Annotated in this window: 1 protein-coding gene; it reads left to right on the top strand. The window is 71.6% G+C overall.

The window, feature by feature from the left end; all coding sequences use genetic code 11:
• A partial coding sequence (locus Vau01_RS63035) for an aKG-HExxH-type peptide beta-hydroxylase (RefSeq protein ID WP_239153168.1) occupies window positions 1–873 on the top strand: 873 nt, incomplete at both ends.

Below are 873 nucleotides of genomic sequence, written 5' to 3' on the forward strand. Positions count from 1 at the left end.
GGCCAAGGATCCCCAGGCCGTCGACACGGTCCTCATGAGCCCCCAGTTCGGGATCTGGCTGGCGCGTGCGCTGCGCCTGCTGCGACGGGGTGCGGCCAGCCCGGCCCCGCTGTGGGCCGAGATCGGTCACCTGCACGCGGCCACGTTCGCGATCGCGGTCCGGGCCCGCGTCGAGCTGAAGACTCGGGTGCCCGTGCTGCGCGGTTACGCGATGATCCCGACGCTGGGCATGGCGCATCTTCCCGGCCCGCTCCCGTGGGACATCGCGGTCGCGTCGACCTCGCCGGAAAGCGGCTCCTCGCTGCGTCTCGGCGATGACGTCATTGCGGTTCCGGCCGATCCGGAGTCGACGTCACCACGCTGGTGGGGGCAGCGGCGGGTGAGCGCGACCGCCGAAGACAGGACGTTGTGCGTCGCCCTGGACGACCTCGATCCGTACCGGGATCTCGCCGATCCGGTGCCCCCCGTCCGGCTCGACGATCCCGCCGCCGCCGCATGGGCCGACCGGATCGACGGCGCCTGGGAACTCATCAACCGGATCTGGCCCGAGAACGCGTCCGCCATGGCCGTCGGCATGAGCGCGATCGCGCCGCTGCCCGCCGACGAGCGCAACGAGAACCGCAGCGCGTCGACGGGTGACGGGTTCGGCGCCGCCCTCATATCGCCGCCGTCGGATCCGGCGACGCTGGCGGTCAGCCTGGTCCACGAGTTCCAGCACATCAAACTCGGTGGCCTCCTGCACCTGGTGCCACTGCTCGACCTGGACGCGAACTCCGTCCTCACCTACGCACCCTGGCGCGACGACCCCCGCCCGCTGCCCGGCCTGCTGCAAGGGGTGTTCGCGTTCTTCGGTATCGCCGGCTTCTGGCAGCG

This window comes from Virgisporangium aurantiacum (assembly GCF_016863635.1).
GTDB lineage: Bacteria > Actinomycetota > Actinomycetes > Mycobacteriales > Micromonosporaceae > Virgisporangium > Virgisporangium aurantiacum.